Raw genomic sequence first — 24,991 nt, forward strand, 5'->3', positions numbered from 1 at the left:
TATGAAGTCACAACGCCACACCCAGTGAGTGCACACGAGCACCTCCCGCCCAGGCCGACAAATCCCGTTGAAGACCCCAAGTCAGTCAGTCGATGAGTCAGACCCCAGCGGGAGGTGCTCACCCACATCCTCTCTGTCAGTCGTAGACCGCATTGCCGAGCCCCGAACAGCACGCCGCGTTCGCGCAGGCTGGTCAGGATCGCGCTGGCCATGTCGCGGGCGGACCGGTCGAACTTCGTCGCGGTCAGCACGACCTGGCGGATGATGACCGCTGCGGCCGAGGTGACCGAGGCGAGCGCGTTGTCCGGGCCGGTGCGGTTCTTGCTGGTGGCGCCGGAAATTCCTTGTCGACGAAGGTCGCTCGCATGGCGCCCCGAGCGTGAGGAGCTGTTTGATCTGGATTTCGACGTCCTGTTCGTCGGTGGAGCAGCGGCAGTATCCGACCCGGAACGGCTCACCCACACCCTGGATGGTTCCGGATAGCGAGGGTCGAGCGGAACACTTCTACGGAACACCATCGAGCTGAGCCGGTCCCCGTGGGTGGGGGTGTTCCGGTGGGCGATCGTCTTACGGAAACACCGTCGGACCCAGCCTATGAGCTAGATCACGGTTGAAGTTGACCCTGGGTCAGGGTGGACGCTCTTCGCAGCGACAAGAAGCCGACCGGGACAAAACGATTTCGAGGAGTACACCGCCATGTCGTCCACCCTTTCCATCCAGGACGAGCGCACCCTGCGGACCGCTGCATACGGTGCCGTGTCGCTGATGGCCGCCACGACCGGCTCGCCCCGCAGGGCCGCTACGAACGCCACCATCGCGCTGACGTCAGCGACCGGTCTGGTCGGGCACGTGCTCGCCGCGAACGCCGAAGACATCGAACTGAAGGGCAACACCGTCGCCGAACTAGCCGACCGGGTACTGCCGGCGCTGACCGCAGCCATGAGACTGCTCGGCAAGCAAGCTCCGGCAGAAGCCGACAACTTCCGCGACACCATTCTCCTCGCCCTCGAAGCCGCCGAGGTCGAGCTGGACAAGCCCAGCACCATAACGGCCGATATGGCCCGCAAGGTCGCTGCCGCCCTCGACGCCGCAGGGGTGGCTGGTGCGGACAGCGAGCCCGCCGTGCCGAATACCGTTGCCGGGCAGGATCGCCCGGAGCTGCAGAAGGTGATCGAGGAGATCGTCGATTCCGGGTTTGTCGGGGTGTCGCTGCGGGTGAACGATGAGCGGGGCGAGTGGGTCGGCAGCGCCGGGGTGGCCGAGTTGGGCGAGACCGCCAAGCCGCCGATCGACGGACATGTCCGGATTGCCAGTAACACCAAGACCTTCACCGCCACCCTGGTGCTGCAATTGGTGGCCGAGGGCAAGATCGGGCTGGACACCCCGGCGGGGGACTACCTGCCCGAGTTCGGTCTGGACGAGCGGATCACGGTGCGGATGCTCTTGCAGCACACCAGCGGAGTTTTCAACTTCACCGGTGAGCTCTACGAGGATGGGACGGTGGTGCTCGGGATCCCCGCGCCAGGTACCCCTCTGGGCAAGGAGTGGGTGGACAACCGGTTCAAGACCTACAGACCGCAAGAGCTGGTAGAGCTTGCGCTGTCCAAGCCGGCGCGTTTCGCGCCGGGTACGGGCTGGAGCTATTCCAACACCAACTATGTGCTGGCGCGGCTGCTGATCGAGAAGGTCACCGGCCGATCCTTTGCCGAGGAGATGCGGCAGCGGATCCTGGGCCCGCTCGGGCTGTCGGGCACCCTGGTGCCGGAGACGTCGCCGGAGATCCCCGAGCCGCATGCCCACGCCTACTACCGGTACGAGGAGGATGGCGAGGAGAAGATCGTCGATGTCACCCGCCACAACCCCTCCTGGAACCCCTGCGGCGGTGACATGATCTCGACCACCCGAGATTTGCACACGTTCATCTCAGCACTGCTGAGCGGTGAACTGCTGCCGGCCGAGTTGCTGGCCCAGATGTGCACACCGCATCCGACGGGGATCCCGACCATGGACTACGGCCTAGGCGTGTTCGTGCGGGACATGGGTCCCGACGGCGGCATCGTCATCACTCACAACGGCGGCCACGCGGGCTACGCGACGCTGATGTACAGCACCCCCGACGGCGCCAAGACCATGACCGCCTCGCTGACTTGTGTGGACGACTCCGTCATGTCCATCGGTGTGCCGTTCCAGAACGCACAGCAAAGGCTCCTCACTCAGGTGTTCGGCGGCGGTCGGACCAATCCCGCCAACTAGCACGCGACCCGGGGCCACACCTGTTCGAGGAAACCTTGGTCATGCCCACCTTGGAAAACATGCGACCGAACGGAACGGTCGAGCGGCTGCTGGGCGAACGCCACTCCCTGTCCCTGTCGGTCGTGTTGCATCTTGTCCCCGGTGGCCTGATCGTCGCCGCCTACCTGCTGATCGGTCAACCGTTCGTCGAGGTCATCGGTTATCCGGCCTTCATGGGCTGGGCGATCGCGCTGTGCCTGGTTTTGCTACCGGTCCTGTCAGGGCTGCTGTGGCTGGGCCGCCGGCGCAACGGCCGCTTCTCGCTGCACGGAGTGCTGCACTACACCGACAGACCAGTCCCGCGTGGGAAGCTGGTGGCGATCGTCATCGCACTTATCACGTGGATGATGGGGCTCGGGCTCGCGCTGGCACCGCTGAACAACTTCTTCAAGGACTTCTTCACCTGGCTTCCGTACGCGAACACCGGCGGCAGCGGCAACAACACCTACCTCGACCTGCACGGATACCCGCACTCGATGCTGCTCGCGACGATGGTGATCTGTCTGCCGCTGACCGGAATCTCCCTGCCGCTCATCGAAGAGCTGTACTTCCGCGGTTTCCTGCTGCCCCGCATCGCTCACCTGGGCGGATGGGCGCCGTTATGCAACACGGTCTTGTTCGCGCTCTACCACTTCTGGTCGCCGTGGGTGTTCGTATCGCGGGTGATCTTCACATTCCCCGGGTACTGGTTGACCTGGCAGCACAAGGACATCCGGATCTCGATCGGGATGCACGTCGGCGTGACCTCTATCGTAGCGACGCTCGGCACCATTGCCTTTGCGCTGAAGCTCATCTGATGAGGAAGGCTGAGCAGATGAGGAACGGAGTCACGATCGGGCAGGCGGCGGCATTCGTCGGCGTCACCGTGAAGACAGTGCGGCATTACCACAAGCTCGGCCTGGTCGCCGAGCCCGACCGTGACAGCTCCGGTTTCCGGCGGTACGGATCGGCCGAGTTGTTGCGGCTGGTGCAGGTCCGGACGTTGGCCGCCGCCGGGGTGCAGCTGGCCGAAATCGGGCCCATGCTCGACGCCGACGCCACCTCGTTCGCCACCGCGCTCACCGACGCCGAACAGAAGCTCACCGCACGGATCGAGGAGTTGATCGCGCGGCGCGATACACTGCGCCGGCTCGCCGACGGTGACCGTGCGCTGCTGGGAGACCGCGCGGTGGCGCTGCTGCAGCGAATGGCCGGCCTCGGTTTTCCCGGCGGCGAGGTGGCGTCCACCAGGGAGGGTTGGGTGCTGGCCAGGGCCCTGGTCCCAGAAGGTTTCGACGACTATCTCACCCACCTCGAACACGCCCTGGACGACCCCCGCTACGTCGCCTTGATACAACGCGCCGCTCAGGCCGCGGCGTGGGAACCGGACGATCCCCGCATCGACGAACTCGCCACCGCGATGGCCGATCACTACCTCGCCAACCCCACCCATCTGCAAATCGTGACCGGTCTGCAAGCCCGCACCGAGGCCGCGACCCGATACCAGCTGATCGCCCACCACGGCGAAGAGCAAGGATCAGCCGCCGCCCGTGCGCTCGCGCTGGTCGAAACCAAGCTCCGCTCCGCCGGTATTCGTCTTCCCACACCAGACGTCCACTGACCGCGGATCAGAACAACGTGTCACCGACCCGCAACGGGTGGTAGCCAGTCGGACCAGCTGCCGCGAGTTGGGCGTCGATGTCCATCTCGATGGCGCCGCAGAAGCTCATCGGGACGCCGGCATTACAGGCAGGTGATCGTTCTGGCCGTCGGCCGCCCTGCCGGTGGGGCGGCAGCTGTGGGCGCCGGTGTCAGCGCGCATGCCCTGGAAAATTGGGGCACGGACGCATCACGCCTGACCGCGTGCTGCGGCAGAATCATGCAGACGGAGTCTGGCAAAGGATGGGCGGTGGCGACGATCCGTACTTGGAAATCGAACTCGACCCGTCGCGCGCAGCGTCGAACCCGCACCGAAGTCCAACGGCGCACCGCCCAGCTGCAACCGTTCACACTGACCGCGTTCGGCCGAATCCTGGCCTCCGCCAGCGGTATCCCGGTTCGCATCGCCGCCAGCTCCACTCTGCCACCATCGGTGGCGGGCAGATGGCTGCGCACCCGCACGGGAGATCTCATCGAATTCGATGCCGACCTGCCCGAGATCGCCCGCATCAACACCGTGCTGCACGAAGCGGGTCACATCCTGTACGGCCACGCCTCGGTCGAGCATCGGGTCGACGCGGGCCAAGCGCTGTGTTCCATACTCGGTCCCACAGCCATCGCGCGCTTCGCGCACGTCAGATACCGATCGGCCTACGACACCGGGAGTGAGCGCGAAGCCGAGGACTTCGCCAGGCAAACCCTGCGCACGATCCTGTGGAGTGACGCAGACACCGGTGAGTCTGCCGGGTTGCTCGCGGCGCTGGGCTTTCCGCGCACTCGGATCGAGTAGGCGAGTGGCACAGTTCGCCGGGGCGATCTCGGTGTTCATCGGTGTGGGTGTCGGCGCGTTGGCATGGCAGCTGGCACCGCAAGGCGCTCGGGGACAATGGAGGCCCATCGCCATCCTCGGGTTGGTCGCGCTCAGCTACCTCTTGCTAGCTCCGGCATTCCAGGGCGTGTTCGCGCCAATCCGCGTCAACACCGCATACTTGTTGAGCAACCTGTGCGCTGTGACCGCAATAGTCCTGACCACCCTGTACTGGCGAAACCATCTGTCGGCCGATCCGCTGACGCGACAACGGGTACTTGTGGCACGCGCGGTATACGGGTCTGTCGGGGTAGTTCTGGTCTCGCTTTTCATGACTTCGCCGCAGCAGCCGGATGGACTGGGTTTCGCGCGGGAATTCTCCGGGAATCCGCGGATGCAACTGTACTGGGCCGTCCAGGCGATCGTGGTGATCCACGCGATGTCCACCTTGGCGGGTGCGGTGGCTCGCGCCGGCGTGCGCGAGCGGCAATGGCGGCGAATCCTTTTGAGTGTGCTGGCAGGCGTGTGCGTCCTGCTCGTCGGGTACGAGATCTGGGTGCTCGTCGTCGTCGGTCTGTGGCCGGCCATGCCGCCGCTGTGGGCGCAACGCCTCACCATCTCATTTCAAGTCGTGGTGAGTGTTCTGCTGGTGGTCGGCACAACCGGTCCTGTCGTGCTGGGGATACTTCGAAGCGCTCGACTGGCCCGCTCCTACATCGAACGACTCGCACCCCTGCACCATTGGCTGACGCAACGCTACCCGCAGGTGCGATTCCGCTCCCGGGTGAGCAGGCGCGCGGAAACGCGCGTGACCGATATGTTGATCGAGGTCAGTGACGCCCTCCGACTGCTGCAACGCGAAGCGCCGGCGTTGGCCGCGGCCTACCGGCTGGACCACGAATCGATCCGCGCCGCAGTGCGCGACAGTCCCCGCCACGCGGCCTACGAACTCACTGCCGCAAAGCTTTTCGCCGCCCGAACCCCTTCGATCCTGAGCGCAAACCGCGCGGACGGGTAGCCGGGCTCCGGCGCACACCGACCGTGATTACCGGGATGCTCGCGGCGGAACTGCTGTCGAACAGGACCTCCGGTCGGGCATCGTTACGCATCATGATGGGGTTCAGGCAGATCCGGCGGATCCGGGGGAAGCCCTTCTTGTACGCGGAGGAACTTCAGGTAGTCGATCAACGAGGCCAACGACTGCTGGGACAGGTCCATCGCGCGGAAGGCCACGGCTTCGAGACCGGGTGCCGTGCTCAGCCGCAGGTATTCGATCTCCTGGCGGCCGCGCTGCCAGGCTTCCTCATCGGTGAAGAAGCGAATGTCCACGTCGAATGCCGCGGCCAGTCCGGTGGCATGTTTGAGCGAGGGATTCTGCTTCAGCCCGGACCGCAATTGCGCGACGTATACCGCCGAAATCGGGTAGCCGAGGTCGGTGGCACGGCGCGCTATCTCCTCGGCGGTATAGCGTCTGCCCGCGGGATTCGGCATTGTTCGGAACAAGTATTCGAGTCGGTCGGAGAAGGCGTGATCGCCCATACCGCGCTCCTTCCCGACTCGCACCTCTTCTTCGATCAGCAGTTATGCTACAGCATAAATTCTGATCATGGGCTGCCGCCACTCGGCGCCTCGCTCTTGCGTCGTCGGCATCGAACACGGCGAGTGCTCGGACGAGGTCAACTCTGCGGCGGATCGGCGGGACGGTACACGACTCCACCACGGAGCGTATGGGTTACGGCTTGCGGGCGCTGGACGAGTAGATGCCAACAGTGTGACTCGAGTCATATTCCGGGCCGTTGTACTGCATGTGCCGAAGCATAAATCCTATACTGTAGTATATCTATGAGGCTTCGACGGCTGCGCTGATCGCTGGAACTTTACTAGGGAATAGGTAGAAGCATTTGGCATACACAATCGCGATGCCATGCGCGACCGAACAGTTATCGAGGAATTACCGCGCGGACAGCAACTGCATCGGCAATCGCGTGGCTTATAGCCATTCAGATGAATGTGTCGACCGGGGTGCCCGTGAGTCGGTCTGCCCAGCCGACGCCACTTCGAATCGGATGTGCCCGAACGGTGGCATGTCAGTCCTGGTTTCGCCGATTGTATCGACGCGACTTATGGGGCCATCGGCGGTGCAGCGGTACCGGCCGGGTGGCGTGGACGTCCACGATGCCGCGCAGCGGATGGTGGGCTGAGATGGGAAGGACGAAAGACATCATGGGACTGCTGACGAAGGGGCCGTTCGAGATGGTCGGCCGGGCCGAACGAACACTCGTCGACGTGGAATCGGTCTTGTGCCGGGTGGAGGACACCTTCGCCAGGACCGAGGCGACCCTGGACGTCGTCAGCACCACATTGACCACGGCAGCGCAGACAATGGTGGCGTCTCGGACCACCCTCGCCGCGGTGGACGAGCGACTCGCCGAAGTGACCACCATGACGCGTGAGGCCGTCGCGCTGATGGAGGGGACACGCGCCCTGGTGAACGACCTGCGCGCCGTAATGGAGAAGCTGGCGGAACAACCGGTCACCGGGGGCATCCAGCGGTGAGGTATCGGGAATGTCAGTCGGCAATCCCCACCACCCGCGGTCGGGCTGCGTACCATCACGGGCATGCAGCTATCCACCCGCAATCAACTCGACGGCACCGTCATCTCCATCACCCGCGGCGAAGCCATGGCTGTGGTGCGCGTCCGGCTCACCGGCGGTGACGAGATCACCTCCGCGATCACCCGTGACGCGGTCGGCGACCTGGAACTCGCCGAGGGCTCGGCCGTCAAAGTGCTCATCAAGGCGACAGAGGTGACGCTCGGCGTCGAATAGTCGCTGCTGTTGAATCGGCGAATCCGGCCTCACGGGCTCGCCCGACTTCTCAGCCCGCCGCGTGCCGTCGACGCTCCACGATGACCTGGTAAGGATCGTCGTAGATGATCCGGCCCGGAGCATCGGAGTTCAGGCGGGACCATTCGATGCCGTGGTCGTCCAGAATCGCGAGGTAGCCGTTTACGCGTGCGATCAAGTGCGTGGCCGAGGACTTGAACCACGCTTCGGCCTCCGGATGGCGGTCTCGGTCGTAGGGCGAGGGATCGAGGCGTCCGGGATCAACGAGATTGTTGTGGTACCAGTCATTCTCACGGTACCGGAACTGCTCTTGCTGTGCGGTGAGGCGCCCCGCCCAAGCCAGGCCGTTGACCAAGGCAAAGACTCCCGGGTACCGACCGCGACGGTTGGGCGCTGCCGCCTGGTATCGAATGAAGAGCATGTCGGCCGCGCCGGTGTCGGATGCGGAGCGCAACGGTTCACCTCCGCAGTCGACGCATGGAATTGCGGTGCGACGAGATCCACTCTATCTGCGCGTCCTCCGCTCGACGGCGAAGCATGCGAGGTCGGCGGGGTGAGACTCCACCCGGGCGCCCCCTCCGATCCGAGATGGCGAAGCACTCTCCGAGCGACACGTCTTGGTTCGAGGTCGTCGATCTCGGGTGGCAGGCGGATCCGCCGGGACTACGTTCCATTGGTTTTGCGTCGCGGAATCCGGTTCTGAGGCACAGACTTCCGGTTCCTCGTCGGTGCCGAGCAAGGATTGTCCACACTCACTGGCACCGCACTCCGTTCGGCTTCGTGCGGCCCACCTGTCCGCATCCATGGGGAGACATCGTGACCGAGTCCGTCAGCCGGCTGCCCACCGCCGGAGAGTCCGTCTTCGATACCTATGAGCGAATCCGCACGCGCGGACCACTCGTTCCGATCGAGCTGCCCGGGAACGTCTCGGCCTGGCTGGCGGTGAGTCACCAGGCGGTGAGCGAAATCCTCGCCGGTGACGGCACGCTGTTCAGTAAGAACGCCCGCAACTGCCCCGCACTGCACGACGGCACCATTCCCGCGGATTGGCCGCTGCGCGCGTTGACCGACATCGACCATCTGCTCAACAAGGACGGCGACGAGCACCGGCGAGTGCGCACAACGATCGCTCGAGCGTTCACTCCCGGCCGAGTAGCCGCGCTCGAACCGCGAATCCAGCGGATCGCCGCCGAACTCATCGACGACCTTCGCGATCGCACCGGCGAGATCGACTTGGTCTCCGGTTTCACCACACCCCTTCCGGTACGGGTGATCTGTGAACTGTTCGGCGTGGCCGCCGACGAACAACCGCAGATCCGGCGCTGGACCACGACGGTGGTTTCGCACACCAGCACAGGGGAGGAGACGCAGGCGGCCGTGCAGGAAATGCTCTCGTATCTCACCGAATTGCTCGGCCGCAAGCGGCGCGCTCCCGGTGACGACCTGACTTCCGCTCTGTTGCAAGCCAACGACGAGAGCGGGTTGACCGACGACGAACTGGTCCAGACGTTGTGGTTGGTGATCATCGCCGGCCACGAGACGACGGTGCACTTGTTGGGCAACGCGGTCATCGCGTTGTGTTCGCATCCCGCGCAACTGGCCGAGGCCAGGGCCGAGGAGCGGTGGTCGGACGTCGTGGAGGAGGTCCTGCGTTTCCGTTCGTCGGCCTGCGTCATGTTCAATCGGTATGCGCTGCGGGACGTCACGATCGCCGGGGTAGATGTTCCCGCAGGCGCGATCGTGGGCTGGTACGCCGGGGTTGGGCGGGATCTACGACGGCATCCGGACGCCGATGTCTTCGATATCGATCACGATCACCGAGATCAATTGGCTTTCGGTCGAGGACCGCACTTCTGTCTCGGCGCACCTCTCGCGCGCCTGGAGAGTCGGGTCGCGCTGTCGACGCTGTTCAACAGCTTTCCCCGGCTGCGCTTGGCGTGTGAGCCGGACGCCATCCCGCTCAGCCCGCAGTTCATCACTTGCGGGCCGCTCGCTCTGCCTGTGCTCCTCGGACCCATCGCGAGTTGAACGGTTTCCCGGCGCGCGGCGTGCCATCCGTCGCGACGTAGGCCAGGCGGGTCAGGTCGCGCGCCAGCAGCTCCTGGCTGGATCGGTCGGTTCAGGATCTCGGTGATCTCGGTCGGTCGCATGGTGATCGCTCCTGCGTCGGCGTCGTCGAGCGGCATGTCCGTGGCCGCTCGTATCCCTGGGACGGAGCCGGCCGGACGTTCTCGACATCCGAGGCGGAGATTTCTCGAAAATTTTCTGGGCCCGATCGCACCGTTCACCAGTGGAAGGTCGCCGGGTGGTCGCTGCGGCCCTGCCTTCGCCGACCGCGCAATTTTGTCGATGGTTTGGGCGTGTTACTCGCTGTTCGCGCGGGCAGCTCGGGCTCCGGGACGCTCGCGGTGCTATCGCTGGGCGAGCTGTTGCGCGCTGGCGTAGGCGAGGTGGAGGAAGTCCGCACCGGTCAACGCGACCAGGGCGTCGGCGACCATGCGGGTGGCGCGGGGCGCGAACACGTGACCGATGGTGAAGCCGGTGATCACCCAGACGTCGAAGCAGAACGGGCAGGTGAGCAGCTCCCCGATACTGTGCTTCCACCCGTCGGCGGCCTTGGGTTGCTCCATCACCTCGCCGGGGCCTCCGTCGCCGGTGGGGCGGGTGAACGGGGCGCGTATGGGTGCGGTGATCGTGTTCTTGGTCGCGGTACGCGACAGCTTGTGTGCTGCCACTGCGGTGACGACCAGCTCCTGCACGCTCATGGCCCGCGGCAGTTGCCGGTGGGTCAGCCTGCCGAGCAGAGCGACCACCGACACGGTGATGCCGAACATCGCCATCGTGGCCAGGTAGCCGCTCATCGAGCGTTCGCTCTCGGTCATGGGGCGTCCTTCGGCTTCGGTCATGCAGCGGGCATACCCGCACGAGCGGCTCTGACTCCCGAAGATGTCCTGAACCCGACCGCCACTGCACTACGACATATATCGCCGATAGCCTTCACCTCCATGCCACCTTCCGGTTCGCACTCCCACGACATCCGTGCCGTCGCCTTCGACTGGCGAGGCACTCTCGTCTCGGAACTTTCCCCGCAACGCTGGACGCAGGAAGCGCTGCGACGGGCCGGTCGCAGACACGACGACGCCGCCGCCATCGCCCTCTTGCGGGACATTCGAACAGCCGCCGGCCAACCGAACCGCCTGCAATCACCGCAGGGAAACACGAGCGCCGCTCGTCACCGGGAGACCTACTACGCGGTGTTCGCGGACGCCGGACTCGACACCGAACTCTCCGACGCGCTTTTCGCAGTGGATTCCGACCCGACCTACAACCATTTCGCCGACGACGCCGCGGCCACGCTCACCACTCTGTTCGAGCAGGGCTACAAGATAGGTGTGCTCAGCAACATTCACTTCGACATCCGGCCCTTCTTCGCCGAGGCAGGGCTGTCCGATTTGATCGAAACTTTCGTCCTGTCGAACGAGCACGGGATACAGAAGCCCGACCCTGCCATATTCCGCGTGACGTGCGAGCAACTCGGCACTCGCCCCGAGGAAACCCTCATGGTCGGAGACCGGCCTTCCCGCGATGGCGCAGCCGTGGAGGTCGGGATGCCGACCCTGCTCGTCCCTTCTTTGACCGATCCTCAGCGGCGTCAACTCCACCTGGTCGGCAACGCCCTCGGTGCCAATCATCTGCCGGGCGAATCCGATGTCCCAGGTTCGGAGGGGTTGGCCGGCGTAGCGGAGCGCCGGACCGCCCGGCCGGCCGCGGCGCGCACCACCGCGCGCGGCGTCCACACTTCTCGAGGCCGGCGTCACGGCAGAATGATCGGATGATTGTGGGGATCGACGGCTCATGTTCAGCTCGAGGCCAACTGATGATCGGGCTCGGACGGTACGCATCGCTGATGAGAACGCACCGCGGGACCCGAAGCCCACTCGTCATGGTCGCCGTGTGCGCGACCGCCGTTCTGTCGGCTTGCTCGTCATCGAGCTCGGAGGCAGACTTCACCGCCACCAGAGATCAGCCCTTGGTGATCTCGCTGGACGATCTGCTGGCCGAGACCGGCGGCAGCGCCGCGGTCGGGATCGCCGATCCGCAGCACGGCGCGATCACCCGGCGCACCGACGGTGCGGTGGTGTATACGCCGGAGGCCGGGTACACCGGCTCCGACAGCATCACCGTGACCACCACCGACGCCGTGAAGTTGTTCACCCCCGATATTCCGCCGTTCGGTGAGTTCGGCGGCGTGAGCCTGCAGGGCAGCGGATACGGGTCGGCGTTCACGCCGGTGCCCGGATCGACCGACGAGTTCTATGGTCTCACCGACCGCGGGCCGAATGTAGACGGCAAAGACAAGAACGAGAAGCTCTTTCCCGCACCGACATTCACGCCCAGCATCGCCAAGTTCAAGCTGGTCGGCACCAAGGCGGTGCTGGAAAGCGTCATCCCCTTGAAGAACTCGGCGGGCCGCCCGTTCAACGGCCTGGTCGACATCTCCGCCGGCACCGGCGAGACCATGCGCGACCTCAACGGCGCCATCCTGCCGCCCACTGATCACGGCCTCGACACCGAGGGCCTGGTCGCCATGCCCGACGGCAGCTTCTGGGTGTCCGACGAGTACGGGCCGTTCCTTGTGCATTTCGACGCCGACGGCACCGAGCTGGAACGGCTGGCGCCGGGCCGAGGTCTGCCCAAGGAGCTTTCGTTGCGCACTCCCAACCAGGGTATGGAGGGGCTCACCGTCACGCCGGACGGCGGCACCCTGGTCGGCATCATGCAGAGCGCATTGAACGAGCCCGGTGTCGCGTCGACGCGCGAGGTGCCCATGACCCGGATCGTCACCGTGGATCTGAAGACCCGGGAGGTCGGAGAATTCGTCTATCCGCTGGAGGAGCCGAAGCAGAAGCTGGCGGTCTCCGAGATCACGGCGCTGAGCAACACCACCTTCCTGGTCGACGAGCGCGACGGAAACAAAACGCCCAAGGTGAACAAGAAGTTGTGGACCATCGACATCACCGGTGCCACCGATATCGGACCGCGGGCGAAGGTTGAGGGAACGCAATACGATCCGGAGCTGGGCCTGCTCGTGGACGGGAAGCCACTGGAACTCACAGTCGGTGCCGTCTCCACCGCCGATGGCGTCGCCACCCTGCGGAAGGCGGGCGTCACCCCCGTCACCAAGAAGTCCGGCCTGGACCTCGGTGGCCTGCTGGACGGCCTGAACGCCGACGGCACGTTCTTCGGCCACGACAAGATCGAGGGCGTTGCCACCCGCGACGGGGGCAAGACCCTTTACATCGCCGCCGACAGCGACTTCGGCGTCGAGGCCGCCACCGGCGATCAGCCGCCGTTCGGACTGAAGGCGAAACTCCTCGCCAACGGCATGCAGGACACCGGGGAGGTGCTGATGGTCGACACCACCGCACTACCCGCCGAGACGCACGCGCGGACGATCACGATCACGGTGCGGTAGATCGCACCAGGCTCCACTTCGTTCCGGCAAGCTGCACGACACCTCCGAAGTTCGGATCACCAGGGGCGCGCGCCCTGTCCCGCGGCGGGTAGCTCAGCAGTGGTTCTGCAGCTCGATCCTGGTTACGGCCTGAAATGCCTGTGGTGAAAAGGTCTTCTCGTCGTGGTGGTCTCGGTCCATATCCCAGGGGTATTGGACAGCCGAGGAAGGCAGATTGATGACGAACTTGCCGATATCGCCGCCGGGTGGCTTGTCGTTGATGATGTTGCCGAGATAGCCGTGGTTCGCGTCGAACAGGGCGGCGTGCATGAGCCAGGCATCGTTGTCGGAACCACTGGTGACGAGAGCATGGAATTCCGCGATGCCGTCGTTGTGCAAGATCCAGCGCGCGCCACGGAACATCGTGCAGTCGCCGGCCTTGATGTCGTGGTCCCAGGTGAAGACCTTCTCCGAATCGGCATGGGCGGCGGGCATGGACGCGACGGCGGTTCCGGCGGCCAAGCCGACGCACACGGCGAGCCGGATCAAGACGTGGCGATACATTGCGGTCATCGTGGCGCTCCCCAGGAATAGTCAGTCTCGCTGACTAAAATTATCGGCACCCGTCCGGTGATCGTCAATAGCCGTCAAGTCGGCTTGCCCCACCGGACCGGCTTGCTCCCGGGTCGATTCGGGCTCGGGCCGTCCATTCTGCGACGTCCCTGGTCACGTCGATGGTTCCCCGGTCATTCGGACCGTAGAGCCGCCGCCAGATCTCCGGCAGATCCGAACCGAGTTCCAGTGCGGCGGCGTAGCTTCCGTGCACGGCGTAGAACTGGGCAAGGTTTCGCCGGGTCATGAGAGTGAACGGGTGCTCTGTGCCGGAGACCTTCTCGCGCGTGGCCAGCACTTCGCGATACAAACGAGCGGCGCCACCCGGGTCACCGCAAGCCGCGGTCCACCTGGCGAGATTGTCCTTGGCCCACATCGTGTCGGTGTGCTCGGGTCCGAGCACGCTTTCGCAGATCGGCACGAGTTCCAGCAACTGCCGGCGCGCTCGTTCCGGGTCACCGGCTTCGCCGACCCATCGGGCGTACTGGTCGCGGGAGTGCAGTACGTCGGGATGAGTCGAGCCGAGCAATCTTTCGAGTTCCGGCAGGAAGGCGGTGTACTGATCACGCGCACCGACGATGTCACCGGCTTGGCCGGTACTGAAGCCGAGATCGGCGCGGATCCGCAGCTTCTCCCGTTCGTCCTGCTCCAAGTCCAGCAGCTCGGTGAGCATTGTCACCGCCCCCTCGGGATCACCCGTCTGGACGTGCCAGTTGGCCAGTTGCACGCGCGGCAGGAGAGTTTGCGGATGGTCGCGACCGAACATCGCGGTGCAATCGTCGACGAGCCCGGCGAACATCGCGCGCGCCGCGAACGGCTCACCGGCCTCGCCGGTCCATCGGGCCGAGCGGGCGCGGGCGGCCAGCAGGTCCGGGTGTTCCGGCGGCAATGTGTCTTGGAAGGCCACCAGCCAGTTGGCCCAGGACGCTCGATTGTCGATCGGACGCCGGCGAGTGTCCGCGGCGTCCAGGAAAGCTACGGCGCGAGCGGAGTTTTCGCTGGCGAGATAGTGTCGGGGCGCCGCGGTGTGCGCGTAGGCATCGATATCCGGACCGGTTACCGCGTCGAACGCGGCGGCGAGTGCGCTGTGCGCGTCGAACAGCGCGGTGGGCCATTGCGCGCAGACGATCTGTCGCAGCGGGCCGGTGAACGCCGCGTGTGACAGTCCGACCCTTTCGTTATCCAGACCCGGATGACCGCGTGCGACGAGCACGCCGAGGTCGACCACCACGTCGCGCAGTCGCGGCAACGGGACCGGCCACCCGAGCCGATGGAGCGCTTCGCAGACCAGCGGCAGTGGCGCGGTCGGGCCGACGCCGACCGCTGCGAGCAGCGCGCCGACCGGCAGCGCGATCTCTTCGTGCACCCGACGCCGACGGGTCGCGTGGAACCTCGACGCCACCAGAGAACTCAGGTCCGCGCCGTCGATGTTCGCGTCGCGCCGATCGATTTCGGTGATCAATCGCGGGATCAACCATCCGCCGCGCACATCGTCGGGCAATTCGTGCAGCGTTCGGTCGAGCTGGTGGGGGATGGCGCCTTCGGTGAGGACAACCTCCGCCAGAACTTCTCGGACGGTGGGGGGTTGCAAGTGGACACGGCGGGCATGCGCGATACCCGGATGATCCACGACGTCGGTACCCGACCGGATGCCGACGATCACCCGCACGTGGCGCAGCCGTTCGTCGGTGGTCAACGTGGCGACGGCGGCGAGGACGCTGCTGCGGCATCCCTCTTCCGGCTGGTCGAGGCCGTCGATGAGGATGCGGATGCGTCGGCCCGCCTTCCGCATCCGATGCAGTGGCCGCACGATCTCGATTTCGAAGGCGCTGAACCGCTCCAGGTCGGTCAGCTCCGCATGTACCGCGCGGCGGACCGCGTCGAATTCGGCGCCGAACCGTGCGCCGAGTTGGTCGCACAGCTCCAGAAGCACCGACTCGATGGTGCTCGTGACGTCCAGGAAGACGGCCGCGGTGACGAATTCGGCGGTCAACGCATCCAACGTCTCCACCAGGCCCGGCCGGATGAGCAGCGACATCAGTGTCGATTTCCCGGCCCCGGCCGGTCCGATCAACGCCTGCAATCGATCGCCGCCTGCTTCGACGATGTCGGCGAGGGTCTCCTGCACATGCGAGGTCAAAGAGACGCTGCGCACCAGATGATCCACCAAACCCGCCGAGGGTCTGCCGGTCACCGCGTCTCTGGAACGGGACCGGTTGGGCACCAGCCACAGGCCCTGGTCCCCGCGGCGCACCTGAGTGCCGTTGAAGGACAAATGCCGTGCGGTCTGCCGTTGGCACGCGCTGCTCAGCTCCGGCGTGAGATCGGCGCACAGTAGATTCGTTCCGCTGCCGGGTAGGCCGGTATCGAAGGTGCGCAACAGTGTTCGACTGAAACATCCGTCGTATGCGTTGCCGTCGTCCGATGCGACCAGCAGTTCCATCCGACCCGCGGTCTTCTCCAGCATCCGCACCCAGCGGTTCCCCGCGCCGATCGCGCCGGTGCCGGCCTCACACGCATCGACGAGGACGATGAGCCCGTCCAGTGCCCGCGTATTGCCCAATTGCTCGGCTACGGCATTGACCAGGTTGAAGCCGGAATCGGAATCCAGAGGCATTTCCGAGTCGGCGGCGAGTAGATAGAAATCCTCGTCGTTGGCGGTGAACCCGTGACCGATGAAGGCGATCAACAGCGTCGCTCCCAGTTCGTCGGCCTGCTGGAACGCGGCTTTGACACGGCGCTTGAGTTCGATGACCGTGGGGTCGACCAGGGGTCCGTCTCCGATCGGTAGCCAATGGCCGGCCGTGGTGAAAGCCGCGTAGAGCGCCGCGGCCAGCTCACCGGTGAACCCGAGTCGCGGGAATGCCGCGCACTCCGACGCGACAACCAGAGCCAGCCTCTCCGCCATGGAAGAACTATCGGGCAGGGCGACCCACGGGCACAACAGCGCTCGGCGATAAGGACTGTGCCGAACATGCCGGACACCGCGTCCGGACGAGGATCCGCTGCACCCGTCATGATCTTGTAGCCGGGACACCACACTCGGTCCGGAGTGATTGCGACGTCACCCTGTCCATCCAACGAATAGAAACGTAGGTGACTGCCAATGCCGAAAATCGTGTTGTTCGGCGCCACCGGGTACACCGGCCGCCTGACCGCGGAAGCTTTGATCGCCCGCGGGGCCGCACCCGTGCTGGCTGCCCGCAGTGCCGCCGCGCTCGAGAAACTGGCCGCCGACCTCGGTGGCGCGGAGACCGCGGTCGCCGACGTGACCGCGCCCGACTCGGTACGGGCCCTGCTGGACCGGGGCGACGTGCTGGTGACGACGGTCGGGCCGTTTCTCCGATACGGCGAACCCGCACTGGCCGCGGCCGTGGCGGCGGGCGCGCACTACTTCGACTCCACCGGTGAAGGCCCATTCATCCGCACGGTGTTCGACCACGACGACGAGGCCCGCAAGGCGGGAGTGGGCCTGCTGACCGCGTTCGGGTTCGACTTCGTGCCCGGCAACCTGGCCGCCGGTCTCGCCTTACGCGAAGCGCCCGACGCCGTCCGCGCGGACATCGGCTACTTCATCGCCAGCCCCGGCGCCAGCGGGGGCACCCGAGCGTCCATGGCAGGGATGCTGTTCGAACACGGCTTCGCCCTCCGCGGCGGCCGGATCGTGCCCGAGCGCACCGGCTCACGGATCCGCACCTTCGACGTCGCCGGCCGCCCGCGTACAGGAGTATCGATTCCCGGATCGGAACATCTCGCGCTGAGCCGCGCCTACCCGCACCTACGCGAGGCCGACGTCTACCTCGGCCTGCCGCCCGCGGCCGCTCGTGCCCTGCGGGCCGGCTCCTTGCTCACCGGCGCGGTCGCACGGGTGGAGCCGGTGAAACGGCTGGCCGAAGGCGCGCTGGAACGCGTCGTGAAGGGCTCGACCGGCGGCCCGGGGCGCGAAGCACGGGCCCGCACGCGCTCCTGGGCGGTCGCCGAGGCATTGGACGACACCGGCCGCGTCGTGGCGTCGGTGTCGTTGGCCGGGGTCGATCCCTACGACTTCACCAGCGCGATCCTCGCCTGGGGTGCACAGGCCGCACTGGACGGCGGCCTGCTCGGCGTCGGTGCGTTGGGCCCGGTCGAGGCGTTCGGTCTGGAGGCGCTCACCGCCGCCGCGGCCGATGCGGGGTTCAGCCGGTAGAAGTTCGCCGCCGCCGACCCACTCGACAGCCTCCACGCGCCACGACGTGCGCGGACATCTCCAGCGGCGGCCCGCAGGAGTGGTACGCGACGCGCATGCGCTGAGCGCCGATGTCGGTGGTGGTCGGGCAACCGCTGAGCGGGTGGCTGCCCGGCATCGACGACCGTCACGGTGAACTGCGAGTTCGTCGACCGGCCGCACCTCGGGCCTGCCCGCTTGCCGTGGGTGCTGATCGGCCCCGGATTCACCCTCGACTGCGTCCGGTCGGCGGCGGCAACCGAGGCAGGGCGCCGTACCGACGCCAACCCGCGTGACATTTCCGCGACCATTTCGTAATGTATCGGTGACCTGTTCTCGACAGTAACCGGTAACCGACATAATGCCTGGCCAACACCGCAAACGAACCGCAGCCCGGAAGCTCACCGCTCTGGCTGTGTGCGGTGTCGCGGCAACTCTCGCCCTCGTGCTGTGGGCGGCGATACGACCGGGCCCGGCCGCTCAGCACGTCGCGGCGGTCGATTCGCCGCCGCCGACCGCCGTCGAAACCGGCCCGGTCCCGACCGTCGTTCCGCCGATGACTCAGCCGGCGCAGGCCGCGGCGGCAGTCGAGCCACCACCACCATCGGAGAAGAACGCCGAACAGCACCCGCCTCCACCGCCTCCCTCCGTCCCGTGCTCGACGGAACTCGCCGGTACGAGGCCGCATGTGGCAAGGGTGGGCAACCTGCTCAAGAAGACGTTCGGCCTCACCGACGTCGGTGGCGCCGTCGGCCGCGCCGACGGCGACCACGGTGCCGGCCTGGCGCTCGATCTCATGACATCCGATTCCGCGCGCGGAGACGCGATCGCCGAATTCGTGCTGGCCAACAAGCAGCGTTTCGGTGTGACGTACGTGATCTGGCGGCAGCGGTACAACGACGGCAGCGGTTGGTCGTACCTGGAAGACCGCGGGAGCCCGACCGCCAATCACTACGACCATGTGCATGTGTCGTTCGAGAAGGCCGCCGAAGTGGACGTCACCTGCTGAATACGCACTGTATGCGCCGACGGGTCGCGAGCACTTCCACGGCCTGCCGGTCTGCGCCCAACCGCTTGCTTCCATCGACGTCACGACCTGGCGATCTCACCGGTGGGTATCCGATCGCAGTGATATCGCGGCCCTCACTAGCATCGATACGGCGAGAATATCGAGGAATCCGAGGACTGCGTTGACTACCGAACAACTTGACCGCTGGAACGCCCAGGAAGCCGCCGCCGAGGCGATGATTCCCATTATCGGCACGTTGTATCGGCGCAAAGGGGTGACGATCCTGCTGCACAGCCGGTCACTGGTGAACAAGTCGGTGATCAGCATCCTGCGGACGCACCGCTTCGCGAGGCAGATCGAAGGCGAAGAGTTGTCGGTGGACCAGACCCTTCCCTTCCTGCAAGTACTCAGCGAGCTGGATCTGGGCCCCTGCAAAATCGATATCGGTCAGTTGGTCATGACCTATCGCACCGACGATCGCGGACTGTCGATCCGCGAGTTCACCGCGGCGGTGCTGGCCGAGGTGACCAACGGCAACAAGGCTCAGTCGCCAGGCCCCCGGGACGTCGTCCTCTACGGCTTCGGCCGCATCGGTCGTCTGGTCACGCGCCTGCTCATCGAGAAGGCCGGATCGGGCAACGGATTGAACCTGCGTGCCGTGGTGGTTCGCAAGGGAGGCGACGACGATCTGGCCAAGCGCGCGTCGCTGCTTCGCAGGGACTCGGTTCACGGCCACTTCAACGGCACGATCAAGGTCGACACCGGCAATGACACGATCACCGCGAACGGGAACGTGATCAAGTTCATCTACAGCGATGATCCGACGACGATCGACTACACCGCGTACGGGATAAACGACGCGATCCTGATCGACAACACCGGCAGGTGGCGTGATCGTTCCGGGCTTTCGCAGCATCTGCGCCCCGGCATCGCGAAAGTTGTTCTCACCGCACCCGGCAAGGGCGACGTTCCGAATATCGTGCACGGCGTGAACCACCGCAGCCTTGACCTGTCGCAGCGGATCTTCTCATGCGCCTCGTGCACGACCAACGCGATTGTTCCGCCGCTCAAGGCCATGGATGACGAGTACGGCATCATCCGCGGGCACGTGGAGACGGTTCACTCGTTCACCAACGACCAGAACCTCCTGGACAATTACCACAAGGCGGACCGTCGCGGCCGGTCCGCGCCGTTCAATCTCGTGCTCACCGAAACCGGCGCCGCGTCCGCGGTCGCGAAGGCGATGCCGGACTTCAAGGCCAAGATCACCGGCAACTCGATTCGTGTCCCCACCCCCGACGTATCGGTCGCGATCCTCAACTTGCAGCTGGAGCGCAAGACGACGAAAAGTGATGTGCTCGAGTACCTGCGTCAGGTTTCGCTTGCCGGGCCGTTGAGCCGGAACCTCGATTACACCGCCGCCACGGACGTCGTCTCCAGTGACTTCATCGGATCGCGCGCAGCGTCGATCATCGATGCCAATGCCACGATCGTCGAGGACGACACCGCGATCCTGTATGTCTGGTACGACAACGAATTCGGCTACTCGTGCCAGGTCGTGCGGACGGTGCAGTACATCTCGGGCATCGAGTATCCGACCTACCCGCGGGTCGCCGCGCGGCTGGACCACGCCACCGACTCACGTGTGTTGACTGCCACGGACGCGCGGTAACTCGCGCAGCCGAGGCTGTGGGGCGGTTGCGCTTCGGTCGTCGACGAGCCGGCCGCGATCGTCAAGGGTGAGGTAGGTGCCGTCGTCCACCGTGAAGCCGGCGTCGAGGCGGAATCCGAGTCGTTCGGGGTGCTCGCGGTACAGGCGACCGCGAGCTACCGGCGGCGACCGCCCTGGTGAATGGCCGCCGCGCACGGCCTCGGGCTCACCGGGGATCGTTTCTGCCTGTGCGAGTTTCACCGGCGTGCTGCCAATCGCCAACTGTGACAGCATGTTTCGGAGGTGTTGAGCAAGGGGCGAAACGAATGGGCCGACTAGGTGAAGCTGCCGCCGGTACTCCCTCGGTTGGCCGGTGTCGGTAAGGGACTGTACGATCGGCGCGATGATCACTCATTCTGTTCAAAGATTGGGGGTTCCATTCGTGCAAGGTGAGTGCTGATGCTCACTCACATCGCGAATGAGGACGACTCCCGCCTTTCCTTCTGGCAGCGTGTGCGTGAATTCGCCGTGCCGCCCTCCATGATCGAGACTGCTACCGCCCGCCGTCGGGTGGGGGACTGGGCGGGCGCGTGCGCCGCGGCAGGCTTCGATGTCGATTTCACCCTGCGGTCGGTGGCGCGTAGCCACGGGCACGAACTGGCGGCTCGAATTCGGGCCGATCTGCGCCACCTGGCTCCTGACCTGTTGCGCTGGCATCTGCCGAGGGTGGCGCCTGACGGGTTGCTGCGACCGGGTCTGACCATCGCCTTGGCGCGGTACGACGCGGCACCGGACCAGCGCGGCGGCGCACGTCCCGTGCACCTCGTCGTTCGGACCGCGCCGGCGTGGGCGGATGCCGGTCAGCGAATCAGCCTCGCGCTCTGGGACGGAACCGGCACCGGCCTGCATCCGCATCCTCGTCCCGACCGCCGTTTCCGCCTGGATCTGCATCGCCATCTGTGGGACGCGCGCAGAGTCGATGAGCTGGGCGTCCGGTCCGGTGCCGAGTGGCCCGCCGACAACCGCCCGATACTGGACTCCCGGTTGCTTGCCACGGTGCGGCAGGTCCGCCGCTGCGCCGTCGACCGATGGGCGGCCGAGGCGGAAATTCTGCGCCACGCCGAGGGACGGCCCAGCAGTACTTTCGTCGTACGGTTCGGCGGCGGACGGCGGCTGGTTCTGGACCTGGACACCGGCGACGGCGGCGGGCCGCCCGTGGTGCGGATCGCGTCGGGATACCCGGTCGGCGGCGTCTCCGCGCTGCCGGTCCTGCCCGACGCGGCGACCTGGGTGCTGCCTGATCTGGAACTGATCCGTACCGGCTCGATAGCGGTCGATCGGCTGCATCCGCTGGTCGCCGCGGCACTGGTATCCGACTACTCGCCGAGCGATCCGCCCCGCGTCCCGGAGCGGGCAGGTCCGCCGCGCATCGTGCAGTGCAAGGGGGAACAGCACCGGATCGGGCTGGTCGACGGTGTTTTGGCCGCGCTGGACCACGACCAGGCCGAGATCCGGCGAGAGGAACTGCTGGTCGCCCTGACCGGCACTCCGTTGCCTTGCCTGCAAGCAATCGATGAGGCGCACCGTCATCCGGATTGTCTGGCAGGCGTCCGTGAACGTTTGGACCATGGCGATACCACCGGTGCGCTGGCCATCGTGGAGGGACTGCTCGGTCCCGACGCATTACTACGCGATGGTGCTCTGCGCGGCGAACTCGAAACATCCGCGCAACGGCGAATCACCTACGGACTGTTCCGGGCAGGCCTGTCCGAACCCGGAATCGGCCGCATTCCCCTGGTTCGCCGTCCACGCGATCGCCGCGCGCATCCGCGCAACGCGACCTTCCACTGACCTGGCGACCTCCGTCCCAGGTCCACTCGACTCACTCCACCAACCCTCGAGGTGATCACATGCTTTCTGCTGTCCGCACGTCCGCCGATCCAGCTCACCCCTCCCAACTCGACGTCGCAGAGGAGTTGCTGACCCGGCTGCGCGAGGTAACCACCGAACCACGCTCCGACACCCAACTGGAGGCCCTGGCACTGGCCGTGGCCGCCGACCTGCCGGTTCTCCTGTGGGGTGAACCGGGGATCGGGAAGACCGCGGCCCTGACCCAGCTCGCCACCGACCTGGACCTTCCGCTGACCACGGTCATCGCGAGTGTGCATGAGCCGTCGGACTTCTCGGGCCTGCCCGTCATCGGAAACGATCCCGCCGAACAGGGAGTCCCGATGGCTCCGCCGGACTGGGCCGTACGGCTCGTCCGGGCCGGCCGCGGGCTTCTGTTCCTCGATGAGCTGTCCACTGCGCCGCCCGCTGTGCAAGCCGCTCTGCTCCGGCTGGTCCTGGAGCGGCGGATCGGCGCCGTCCAACTGCCCCCGGGTGTCCGGATCGTGGCCGCGGCCAACCCGCGATCCTCGGCGGCCGATGGCTGGGAGCTGAGCCCGCCGCTGGCCAACAGGTTCGTGCATCTGCAATGGGTCCACGATCACGACGTCGTCGTCCGCGGCCTCGGCGGGACCTGGCCGCACGCGACACTGCCGCAGTTGGCTCCGGAGAGGTTGAGCGAGGCCGTGGCTTTCGCCCGCCGCGCGGTGTGTACACTTCTCGCGGCTCGTCCCGCTCTCGTGCATCAGATCCCCAGCACGGACACCCGCCGGGGTGGTCCTTGGCCGTCGCCTCGAAGCTGGGAGATGACGCTGTGGCTGATCGCGTTCGCCACCGCGGCCGGTTCGTCCCGGGATGTGCTTTCCCTACTGGTCCGGGGCACTGTGGGAGACGGACCGGGCTTCGAACTGCTGGCCGGCCTGGACCGGATGGACCTCCCGGACCCCGAGGCGCTGCTCGCCGATCCGGCGGGCGCCGCATTGCCCGAGCGAGGGGATCTGCGCCAGGCCGTTCTCGACGGCGTTGTGGCGGCAGTTCGTAAACGCCCGGAGAAATCCCGCTGGGATGCGGCATGGGCGCTGTTGGTCAAGGCTTCGGCGACCGGCGCCCCGGATCTGATCGTCGTTCCCGCAACCACTCTCGCCACGCTGCGCCGAGAAGACTGGGAGGTGCCCGCGGCGATCGAGGAACTCGCCGGAGTGGTGTCGGTGTCCCGGGAAGCGGATCGGGCAGCCGGCCGCGTCACCACGAAGGCAGGCCGATGACCGCGAACGCGCCGGGAAGACTGGACCGCGACAAGCTCTTCGCCGCCCGACTGCACGCCGCCAGGGTGCGGCCGTATCTGGCGACCGCTCTGTTCGCCTTGTGCGTCGTCGAGTCGCGACGAGTACCGACGATGGGCGTCGACCGGCACTGGCGGTGCTACGTTTCGCCGGCCTTCGTGGACCTGACTTCGGTGGAGGATTTGGCCGCCGTGTGGGTGCACGAGGTGTCGCATCTGCTGCGCGACCATCACGGTCGCAGTGACCGATTCGCCCGGCAACATGAGCTGACCGGCCCGGCGGAACGATTGCGGATGAACATCGCCGCGGATTGTGAAATCAACGACGACGCATTCGGCGACGGGCTGGCCCGGCCCGGCGACGCTGTCACGCCCGCGTCGTTGGGGTTGCCCGAGGGGGAGCTCATGGAGGACTACCTGCGCAGGTTCCGGCTCGGGCCGGATACGCAGGGCATAGCTTGGCTCGACTGCGGTAGCGGCGCCGACGGATTGGAACGCGAGTGGGAGCTGGGGTCCGACGGTGCGGACGGCCTGAGTGAACAGGAACGGGACGCCGTCCGGTTCCAGGTGGCGCAGGGCATCATCGGCCGTCCGGGGAACGCGTCCAAAGCATGGCAGCGCTGGGCGGCAGAGGCGTTCCACCCGCCACAGCCATGGCGCGATCTGCTGGGAGCGGCCGTCCGCTCAGCGGTCTGCGGCGCCGGTGCGGGTGAGGACTACACCTATGGCCGGCCGGCGCGGCGCTCGGCCGGGGTGCCCGGCGTCGTGCTGCCGAGTCTGCGGCGAACGCCACCTCGGGTCTCGGTGCTCATCGACACATCCGGGTCGGTCAGTGACACCGAACTGGGCAGCGCGCTGCTCGAAGTGGCGGCTATCTCCCGTGCGGTGGGCGGACGCCGTGACCTGGTCACCGTGCTGCCGTGTGACGCGGCGGCCAGGATCGTGCACCCGCTGTGTCGTGCCGAGCGAATACCGCTGGTGGGCGGCGGAGGCACGGACCTGCGCACCGGGATCACCAAAGCGCTGCGAACCCAACCCCGCCCCGATGCCCTCGTGATCCTGACCGACGGCCAGACACCCTGGCCGGCCAGACGACCACCCTGCCGGACAGTGGTGGGCCTGTTCCGGCGGCAGAACGACACTTCGTGGCGCGAACAGGATCCCGATTACGTGCCCGACGAGCCGCCCGCATGGGCTCGGGTAGTCGATATCGGGTAGGTGCCCGCTGATGCGGGTCTACCTGACCGAAATGGCCGTACGTCCGGCAAGTCGCCACCGCTCGAGGTGAGGACTCGCCGGACGTACG

Annotated in this window: 23 protein-coding genes; 17 read left to right on the top strand and 6 right to left on the bottom strand. The window is 66.2% G+C overall.

The window, feature by feature from the left end:
* Positions 1 to 261: 261 nt before the first annotated feature.
* The 6 genes from ACGF7Y_RS34650 (at position 262) to ACGF7Y_RS34675 (ending at position 5,756) form a co-directional block, all read left to right on the top strand.
* Positions 262 to 483, top strand: a complete 222-nt coding sequence (locus ACGF7Y_RS34650; RefSeq protein WP_393241594.1) for a hypothetical protein — start codon at positions 262 to 264, stop codon at positions 481 to 483.
* A gap of 366 nt (positions 484 to 849) precedes the next feature.
* Positions 850 to 2,253: a serine hydrolase domain-containing protein gene (locus ACGF7Y_RS34655; protein WP_393241597.1), complete on the top strand. Its 1,404-nt coding sequence runs from the start codon at positions 850 to 852 to the stop codon at positions 2,251 to 2,253.
* Positions 2,254 to 2,294: 41 nt separating this feature from the next.
* Complete coding sequence (locus ACGF7Y_RS34660) at positions 2,295 to 3,089, top strand: CPBP family intramembrane glutamic endopeptidase (protein WP_393241736.1); 795 nt, start codon at positions 2,295 to 2,297, stop codon at positions 3,087 to 3,089.
* A 17-nt stretch (positions 3,090 to 3,106) separates the two neighbouring features.
* Positions 3,107 to 3,892 carry a MerR family transcriptional regulator gene (locus ACGF7Y_RS34665; RefSeq protein ID WP_393241600.1) on the top strand — a complete coding sequence of 262 codons (786 nt, stop codon included), beginning with the start codon at positions 3,107 to 3,109 and terminating at the stop codon, positions 3,890 to 3,892.
* A 288-nt stretch (positions 3,893 to 4,180) separates the two neighbouring features.
* Positions 4,181 to 4,720, top strand: a complete 540-nt coding sequence (locus tag ACGF7Y_RS34670; protein ID WP_393241603.1) for a hypothetical protein — start codon at positions 4,181 to 4,183, stop codon at positions 4,718 to 4,720.
* Between the two features lie 4 nt (positions 4,721 to 4,724).
* Positions 4,725 to 5,756: a hypothetical protein gene (locus ACGF7Y_RS34675; RefSeq protein ID WP_393241606.1), complete on the top strand. Its 1,032-nt coding sequence runs from the start codon at positions 4,725 to 4,727 to the stop codon at positions 5,754 to 5,756.
* An 83-nt stretch (positions 5,757 to 5,839) separates the two neighbouring features.
* Here ACGF7Y_RS34675 and ACGF7Y_RS34680 read toward each other — a convergent pair whose 3' ends face one another.
* Positions 5,840 to 6,277, bottom strand: coding sequence for an XRE family transcriptional regulator (locus ACGF7Y_RS34680; RefSeq protein WP_393241609.1), 438 nt, complete (start codon positions 6,275 to 6,277; stop codon positions 5,840 to 5,842).
* A 663-nt stretch (positions 6,278 to 6,940) separates the two neighbouring features.
* Between ACGF7Y_RS34680 and ACGF7Y_RS34685 the strand changes: the two genes are divergently transcribed.
* Together ACGF7Y_RS34685 and ACGF7Y_RS34690 are read left to right on the top strand one after the other, a co-directional pair.
* A complete protein-coding gene (locus ACGF7Y_RS34685) occupies positions 6,941 to 7,294 on the top strand; it encodes a hypothetical protein (RefSeq protein ID WP_393241611.1) in 354 nt (117 codons plus the stop codon).
* A 63-nt stretch (positions 7,295 to 7,357) separates the two neighbouring features.
* Positions 7,358 to 7,567, top strand: coding sequence for a molybdopterin-binding protein (locus ACGF7Y_RS34690; RefSeq protein ID WP_063051246.1), 210 nt, complete (start codon positions 7,358 to 7,360; stop codon positions 7,565 to 7,567).
* 49 nt (positions 7,568 to 7,616) lie between these two features.
* On the opposite strand, the gene ACGF7Y_RS34695 is transcribed toward ACGF7Y_RS34690, so the two are convergent.
* Positions 7,617 to 8,039, bottom strand: coding sequence for a hypothetical protein (locus ACGF7Y_RS34695; protein WP_393241614.1), 423 nt, complete (start codon positions 8,037 to 8,039; stop codon positions 7,617 to 7,619).
* A 362-nt stretch (positions 8,040 to 8,401) separates the two neighbouring features.
* Here ACGF7Y_RS34695 and ACGF7Y_RS34700 point away from each other — a divergent pair, with 362 nt between their 5' ends.
* Entirely contained in the window at positions 8,402 to 9,613 is a 1,212-nt protein-coding gene (locus tag ACGF7Y_RS34700) for a cytochrome P450 (protein WP_393241617.1), read from the top strand.
* A 383-nt stretch (positions 9,614 to 9,996) separates the two neighbouring features.
* Here ACGF7Y_RS34700 and ACGF7Y_RS34705 read toward each other — a convergent pair whose 3' ends face one another.
* Positions 9,997 to 10,467, bottom strand: coding sequence for a DUF1360 domain-containing protein (locus ACGF7Y_RS34705; RefSeq protein ID WP_393241620.1), 471 nt, complete (start codon positions 10,465 to 10,467; stop codon positions 9,997 to 9,999).
* 123 nt (positions 10,468 to 10,590) lie between these two features.
* Here ACGF7Y_RS34705 and ACGF7Y_RS34710 point away from each other — a divergent pair, with 123 nt between their 5' ends.
* On the top strand, positions 10,591 to 11,421 hold the full coding sequence (locus tag ACGF7Y_RS34710; protein ID WP_393241623.1) for an HAD family hydrolase: 831 nt from the start codon (positions 10,591 to 10,593) through the stop codon (positions 11,419 to 11,421).
* 71 nt (positions 11,422 to 11,492) lie between these two features.
* The gene (locus ACGF7Y_RS34715; protein WP_393241626.1) at positions 11,493 to 13,061 is read left to right on the top strand and encodes an esterase-like activity of phytase family protein; all 1,569 of its coding nucleotides are present in this window, start codon (positions 11,493 to 11,495) and stop codon (positions 13,059 to 13,061) included.
* Positions 13,062 to 13,154: 93 nt separating this feature from the next.
* On the opposite strand, the gene ACGF7Y_RS34720 is transcribed toward ACGF7Y_RS34715, so the two are convergent.
* The gene (locus tag ACGF7Y_RS34720; protein ID WP_393241629.1) at positions 13,155 to 13,613 is read right to left on the bottom strand and encodes a DUF6294 family protein; all 459 of its coding nucleotides are present in this window, start codon (positions 13,611 to 13,613) and stop codon (positions 13,155 to 13,157) included.
* 64 nt (positions 13,614 to 13,677) lie between these two features.
* Complete coding sequence (locus tag ACGF7Y_RS34725) at positions 13,678 to 16,560, bottom strand: tetratricopeptide repeat protein (RefSeq protein WP_393241631.1); 2,883 nt, start codon at positions 16,558 to 16,560, stop codon at positions 13,678 to 13,680.
* A 198-nt stretch (positions 16,561 to 16,758) separates the two neighbouring features.
* On the opposite strand from ACGF7Y_RS34725, the gene ACGF7Y_RS34730 reads away from it, so the two are divergent.
* From ACGF7Y_RS34730 to ACGF7Y_RS34740, 3 genes are all read left to right on the top strand, one after another.
* Positions 16,759 to 17,838 (top strand): saccharopine dehydrogenase family protein, encoded by a 1,080-nt coding sequence (locus ACGF7Y_RS34730; protein WP_393241634.1) that lies wholly within the window; start codon positions 16,759 to 16,761, stop codon positions 17,836 to 17,838.
* Positions 17,839 to 18,217: 379 nt separating this feature from the next.
* Positions 18,218 to 18,865 carry a hypothetical protein gene (locus ACGF7Y_RS34735; RefSeq protein ID WP_393241637.1) on the top strand — a complete coding sequence of 216 codons (648 nt, stop codon included), beginning with the start codon at positions 18,218 to 18,220 and terminating at the stop codon, positions 18,863 to 18,865.
* Positions 18,866 to 19,046: 181 nt separating this feature from the next.
* Positions 19,047 to 20,537, top strand: coding sequence for a glyceraldehyde-3-phosphate dehydrogenase (locus ACGF7Y_RS34740; RefSeq protein ID WP_393241739.1), 1,491 nt, complete (start codon positions 19,047 to 19,049; stop codon positions 20,535 to 20,537).
* On the opposite strand, the gene ACGF7Y_RS34745 is transcribed toward ACGF7Y_RS34740, so the two are convergent.
* Positions 20,505 to 20,798: a hypothetical protein gene (locus ACGF7Y_RS34745; protein ID WP_393241640.1), complete on the bottom strand. Its 294-nt coding sequence runs from the start codon at positions 20,796 to 20,798 to the stop codon at positions 20,505 to 20,507. The two genes, ACGF7Y_RS34740 and ACGF7Y_RS34745, sit on opposite strands and share 33 nt — an antisense overlap.
* A 177-nt stretch (positions 20,799 to 20,975) precedes the next feature.
* On the opposite strand from ACGF7Y_RS34745, the gene ACGF7Y_RS34750 reads away from it, so the two are divergent.
* From ACGF7Y_RS34750 to ACGF7Y_RS34760, 3 genes are read left to right on the top strand one after another with little or no spacing between them, the layout of a single operon-like run.
* Positions 20,976 to 22,367: a hypothetical protein gene (locus ACGF7Y_RS34750; protein WP_393241643.1), complete on the top strand. Its 1,392-nt coding sequence runs from the start codon at positions 20,976 to 20,978 to the stop codon at positions 22,365 to 22,367.
* Between the two features lie 59 nt (positions 22,368 to 22,426).
* Positions 22,427 to 23,668, top strand: coding sequence for an AAA family ATPase (locus tag ACGF7Y_RS34755; protein WP_393241646.1), 1,242 nt, complete (start codon positions 22,427 to 22,429; stop codon positions 23,666 to 23,668).
* Entirely contained in the window at positions 23,665 to 24,903 is a 1,239-nt protein-coding gene (locus ACGF7Y_RS34760) for a VWA-like domain-containing protein (RefSeq protein ID WP_393241649.1), read from the top strand. Before ACGF7Y_RS34755 ends, ACGF7Y_RS34760 begins: the two co-directional genes overlap by 4 nt.
* The last annotated feature ends 88 nt before the right edge of the window (positions 24,904 to 24,991 follow it).

Origin of the sequence: Nocardia sp. NPDC047654, assembly GCF_043205035.1 — a bacterium.
Taxonomy (GTDB): Bacteria; Actinomycetota; Actinomycetes; order Mycobacteriales; family Mycobacteriaceae; genus Nocardia.

Excerpts from the sequence above, each read along its gene's own strand:
- ACGF7Y_RS34730 (WP_393241634.1), top strand. The coding sequence starts at position 16,759 with ATGCCGAAAATCGTGTTGTTCGGCGCCACCGGGTACACCGGCCGCCTG.
- ACGF7Y_RS34660 (WP_393241736.1), top strand. The coding sequence starts at position 2,295 with ATGCCCACCTTGGAAAACATGCGACCGAACGGAACGGTCGAGCGGCTG.
- ACGF7Y_RS34710 (WP_393241623.1), top strand. The coding sequence starts at position 10,591 with ATGCCACCTTCCGGTTCGCACTCCCACGACATCCGTGCCGTCGCCTTC.
- ACGF7Y_RS34665 (WP_393241600.1), top strand. The coding sequence starts at position 3,107 with ATGAGGAACGGAGTCACGATCGGGCAGGCGGCGGCATTCGTCGGCGTC.
- ACGF7Y_RS34715 (WP_393241626.1), top strand. The coding sequence starts at position 11,493 with ATGAGAACGCACCGCGGGACCCGAAGCCCACTCGTCATGGTCGCCGTG.
- ACGF7Y_RS34680 (WP_393241609.1), bottom strand. The coding sequence starts at position 6,277 with ATGGGCGATCACGCCTTCTCCGACCGACTCGAATACTTGTTCCGAACA.
- ACGF7Y_RS34650 (WP_393241594.1), top strand. The coding sequence starts at position 262 with ATGATGACCGCTGCGGCCGAGGTGACCGAGGCGAGCGCGTTGTCCGGG.
- ACGF7Y_RS34690 (WP_063051246.1), top strand. The coding sequence starts at position 7,358 with ATGCAGCTATCCACCCGCAATCAACTCGACGGCACCGTCATCTCCATC.
- ACGF7Y_RS34705 (WP_393241620.1), bottom strand. The coding sequence starts at position 10,467 with ATGACCGAGAGCGAACGCTCGATGAGCGGCTACCTGGCCACGATGGCG.
- ACGF7Y_RS34755 (WP_393241646.1), top strand. The coding sequence starts at position 22,427 with ATGCTTTCTGCTGTCCGCACGTCCGCCGATCCAGCTCACCCCTCCCAA.
- ACGF7Y_RS34685 (WP_393241611.1), top strand. The coding sequence starts at position 6,941 with ATGGGAAGGACGAAAGACATCATGGGACTGCTGACGAAGGGGCCGTTC.
- ACGF7Y_RS34760 (WP_393241649.1), top strand. The coding sequence starts at position 23,665 with ATGACCGCGAACGCGCCGGGAAGACTGGACCGCGACAAGCTCTTCGCC.
- ACGF7Y_RS34750 (WP_393241643.1), top strand. The coding sequence starts at position 20,976 with ATGCTCACTCACATCGCGAATGAGGACGACTCCCGCCTTTCCTTCTGG.
- ACGF7Y_RS34725 (WP_393241631.1), bottom strand. The coding sequence starts at position 16,560 with ATGGCGGAGAGGCTGGCTCTGGTTGTCGCGTCGGAGTGCGCGGCATTC.
- ACGF7Y_RS34720 (WP_393241629.1), bottom strand. The coding sequence starts at position 13,613 with ATGACCGCAATGTATCGCCACGTCTTGATCCGGCTCGCCGTGTGCGTC.
- ACGF7Y_RS34735 (WP_393241637.1), top strand. The coding sequence starts at position 18,218 with ATGCCTGGCCAACACCGCAAACGAACCGCAGCCCGGAAGCTCACCGCT.